The organism is Bacillus sp. MUM 116, assembly GCF_001866655.1.
Taxonomy (GTDB): Bacteria; Bacillota; Bacilli; order Bacillales; family Cytobacillaceae; genus Neobacillus.
This window is the reverse complement of record NZ_MLYR01000198.1, coordinates 1-4,505: the sequence shown is the minus strand read 5'-3', so window position 1 is coordinate 4,505 and position 4,505 is coordinate 1. Positions and strand designations below refer to the sequence as shown.

Sequence of the window (4,505 nt, the reverse complement as noted above, 5' to 3'; positions counted from 1 at the left end):
CTAGGAAAAAAGCAGTTCATTTTTTCCCTCGAGGGGCAGGACGCTTTCGTTGGACAATTCTCAAAGCAATTTATAAATTCTTATGCAACAAAAAAGGACCCATGTCAAAACATGAATCCAAGTTAAATAGTTTATTAAAAAAACTTCAAATTCACTTAAACCAGCCTTTTACTGTTTTGGAAATACCGCTCCAAACATCTCCAAAAAAGCCGCCAATTCCTCTCATCATCAGAACAAACCAATTGGATTTTTCAACATTCTGTGCGGCTACAACGTCAACCGTAATGCTTTTCTGTCCTTCATCATTTAAGAAACTGAGCTTATCGCCCTTTTTCGCTTTAAGCGTTAAATAGCCGATGGTTTCACCTTTTTTAATTGGGGCTGTCAGCTCGCCTTTTTTATTAACCTTCTTTTGATCCAATACAAGGACTGGTTGATAATTTTGCTTTTCGCCATTGGCAACAAACATATCTATTGCAGATTTTGAGTAAATTTTTACATTGTCTGCTTTCCCTTTAATAACAGGCACTGTTTTATAGCCTTTAACTTGATAGTGTGCCGGTACAATTTCCTCTTTGCTAAAATTACTAAAAGCATAATCTAGCATTTTTCTTGTTTCATCAAATCGGGCTTTTTTATCACTTGTCTTGCCATTTGCATCTTTTGCATTCTGAACAACTGTGATAAATCTTTTACCATCTCTCATCGCTGTTCCAGTAAAACATGCCCCTGCAAAATCAGTTGTGCCTGTTTTTAATCCGTCCATACCCTGATACCCATAAATTAATGTTGGCAGCATCCAGTTCCAGTTATCCATCTTAATTTCATCATCCGTACCTTCTCTAAACTTCTTGGTCGGAATGCTGGCTGTTTTTAATACATCCGGGAAATCATGAATTAGGCGGAAGGCTAATTCTGCAACCGAACGTGCTGACATAACGTTTTCTTCGTCAGGACTTGTCCCTTCTGGCTGCATACCAACATAATCTTTATTATTCAAACCGGTAGAGTTAACAAATTTATATTTTTTTAAACCTAGTTCTTTTGCTTTATCGTTCATCATTTTTATAAAGTTTGTTTCTGATCCCGCAATCACTTCAGCAAGAGCGATTGTTGCAGCATTGGCTGAGTAAATGGCCATTGCCTGATATAATTCTCTTACGGTATATTTACCATCGCGTCTTAATGGAACATTTGATAGATTTCGATTTTGTGAAATTTTATAAGCAAGCTCACTCACAGAATATTCTTGATCCCACTTCACTTTTCCATGCTTAATAGCATCAAGCAGGATATACTCAGTCATCATTTTTGACATGCTGGCAATACCAAGTATACTATCAGCGTTTTGTTCGTATAAAACTTTTCCGTTCTCCCCGTCTACAATAATTGCACTATCCGCATTTACCTTTAATGGCGCTTGTGCTTCTGCTTTATTTAAGCCCGAAAACAGGCTAAAAAACATAATCAATGCCAATAGGCCGGAAATACTTTTTCGAAAAAAATATTTATTCACTATAATGCCCTCCAACATTTTTATACACCTTGGTTATTTTAACATAACTCCCTTTCAAATCATAGACAGAGCAAAGACCTATTTGCCCCAAAAATAAAAAGGAGGGCATGTGCTCCCTCCTTACCATGACTAAAGCATCTTCTAAGATTATAAAGAATAATTCGGTGCTTCCTTAGTTATTTGAACATCATGTGGATGGCTTTCCTTTAAACCAGCACCTGTCATTCGAATAAACTGAGCATTTTCCCTCAATGCTTCTAAATCTTTTGTCCCACAGTATCCCATACCTGAGCGCAATCCGCCAATTAACTGATAAACAGTTTCTGCTAATGGCCCTTTATACGGTAAGCGGCCTTCAATTCCTTCTGGTACAAACTTCTTATTATCTTCTTGGAAATAACGGTCTTTTGAACCTTTTTCCATAGCGGCAACAGAGCCCATTCCACGATATACTTTAAATCTTCTGCCTTGGAAAATTTCCGTTTCCCCTGGGCTTTCCGAAACACCGGCAAGAAGACTACCAAGCATAACGGCATGCCCGCCGGCAGCTAGTGCTTTAACAATGTCACCTGAGTATTTAATACCGCCATCTGCAATAATTGTCTTGCCATGTTTTCTTGCTTCCGTTGCACAATCATATACGGCTGTAATTTGAGGAACTCCTACGCCGGCAACGACCCTGGTTGTACAAATAGATCCAGGTCCGATTCCCACTTTTACTACATCTGCTCCCGCTTCAAATAAAGCCTTGGTTGCTTCACCAGTCGCAACGTTACCTGCGATAATCGTTAAAGTAGGATAAGCATCTCTGATTTGTTTAACTGTATCAAGCACACCCTTTGAATGGCCGTGAGCAGTATCGACCACAATCACATCGACATTTGCTTTTACAAGTGCTTCTACTCTCTTCATGGTGTCTGTTGTTACCCCTACTGCTCCACCCGCTAACAGGCGGCCTTGACGATCCTTCGCGGAATTCGGGAATTCAATAACCTTCTCAATATCTTTAATCGTAATTAGCCCTTTTAAAACTCCTTGCTGATCTACTAATGGCAGCTTTTCAATTTTGTGCTGCTGTAAGATTTCTTCCGCTTCCTTCAATGTTGTCCCTACAGGTGCCGTTACAAGATCTTCTTTTGTCATTACATCAGAAATTTTAAAAGAATAATCCTGAATAAAACGAAGATCCCTATTTGTGATAATACCGACTAATTTTTGTTCCTCTTCATTATTGACAATCGGAACACCTGAAATCCGATATTTTCCCATCAAATGCTCGGCATCAAATACTTGATGCTCAGGGGTTAGGAAAAATGGATCAGTAATAACGCCGCTTTCTGATCGTTTTACTTTTTCAACCTGTTCAGCCTGCTGTTCAATGGTCATGTTTTTATGGATAATCCCTAAACCACCTTGGCGTGCCATGGCAATCGCCATTTCTGCCTCAGTAACGGTATCCATTCCAGCACTTAGAATTGGAATATTCAGCTTTACGTTTTCTGATAATGCAACTTGAAGATTAACATCACGTGGCAGAATTTCAGATTTACCCGGAATTAACAAGACATCGTCAAAGGTTAATCCTTCTTTTACAAATTTACTTTCCCACATTTTTAAGGCCTCCAGGACAAATTTTTTTATTTGTAGGTTATCAATTGGACAAAATACTGTCAAGGAACTAGTTTTAATTTAATTATTCTGAAAAAAGGTGATTGTAGATTGAATATCTCTTATAAAGACTTGAAAAGCTTTTCATGTTTTTTTTCAGCTGAAAATTGTCAATTATTTCTAAAAAATAACTACCAAAAATATATGGTGGAAAATCCGGAACAAAAAAGCTATGAGAACTGCTATGCCTTTCTCTATTATTTGGAACATGGCCAAATTTATTATGAACAAGCAGAAAAGGCACCACTTATTCTTAAACCTATTCTCCTCTTTTATGGACTAGTCCATTTAATTAAGGCATGTATTTTGACAATTGACCCTGCATATCCTGAGACCACCACTGTGTTGGCTCATGGGGTTTCAACGAGGAAGCGAAAAAAACAGAATTACCAATTTTTTCATGATGAAGTAAAACTGCAAAAAAATGGATTATTTCCCTTTATGTCCGAAAAAATGTTTCACATGAAACAATTAGAAGGGGAAAAAGTCATTATGGAAGAATTATTAAGGCTGATTCCTGAATTAGATGATTTATTTTTTCTACTGGAAGGAACGAGGACATTTGAAATCTTGCATAATCATGGTGGAAAATTTGAAATTCCTGATAAGCTATTGGACCATTATCATATGACAGAAAGCCGGTTAAAAGAGTATTTGACATTGAAGTCTATGCATCCTATTTCATTTTCTGACAAAGGACTTACCCTTATGTTTGATGGCTTAAGTCAGAAAAAGGGCTCACCCTTTAAGTATCATTTAGAAAAGGGAGATTGGGTTCTTCCTGTTCAAAAAAGTGAGTTTTTCCATCTTCCGGAATTGTTAATTCATTATCTGTTACTTTATAACCTAAGTATGATTGCCCGCTATGAAACAGAATGGTGGAGTGAGTTAACGAAGATGATGCCTAATCGGGATTTTCCCTTTATTCAATCGTTTTTAACGATAACCTCAAGAAAAGGGCCATTTTTGATTTATGAATATTTGATGAATTGAATTGTATTGTAATGTCCTGAAAGCCTGGCTTTTGTTTTACTGGTATCTTCTTTTGATTTACTGGTCAAATAATTTTTTAACCAAACAAAAAGGACAACCCACATCAGGTTGTCCTTTACTTTGCCTGGCAACGTCCTACTCTCACAGGGGCAAGGCCCCAACTACCATCGGCGCTGAGAAGCTTAACTTCCGTGTTCGGTATGGGAACGGGTGTGACCTTCTCGCCATTATTGCCAGACTATTTACTTGAGGTATCATTCCCTCAAAACTAGATAATGCAGAAGAAGTTTTCGTAAAAACGAGATCGCTTTGTATATATGACTTGGTT

At 37.6% G+C, this 4,505-nt stretch carries 3 protein-coding genes and 1 rRNA gene; 1 reads left to right on the top strand and 3 read right to left on the bottom strand.

What is annotated here, in order from left to right; translation table 11 throughout:
* Nucleotides 1-151 precede the first annotated feature (151 nt).
* Together BIV60_RS27930 and guaB are read right to left on the bottom strand one after the other, a co-directional pair.
* Entirely contained in the window at nt 152-1,534 is a 1,383-nt protein-coding gene (locus BIV60_RS27930; protein WP_371261605.1) for a D-alanyl-D-alanine carboxypeptidase family protein, read from the bottom strand.
* Between the two features lie 129 nt (nt 1,535-1,663).
* Complete coding sequence (guaB, locus tag BIV60_RS27925; RefSeq protein ID WP_071358916.1) at nt 1,664-3,127, bottom strand: IMP dehydrogenase; 1,464 nt, start codon at nt 3,125-3,127, stop codon at nt 1,664-1,666.
* Between the two features lie 108 nt (nt 3,128-3,235).
* Between guaB and BIV60_RS27920 the strand changes: the two genes are divergently transcribed.
* A complete protein-coding gene (locus tag BIV60_RS27920; RefSeq protein WP_083402514.1) occupies nt 3,236-4,177 on the top strand; it encodes a YaaC family protein in 942 nt (313 codons plus the stop codon).
* Between the two features lie 122 nt (nt 4,178-4,299).
* Here the strand turns inward: BIV60_RS27920 and rrf are convergent.
* Nucleotides 4,300-4,415 (bottom strand): 5S ribosomal RNA (gene rrf / locus BIV60_RS27915).
* Nucleotides 4,416-4,505 lie beyond the last annotated feature (90 nt).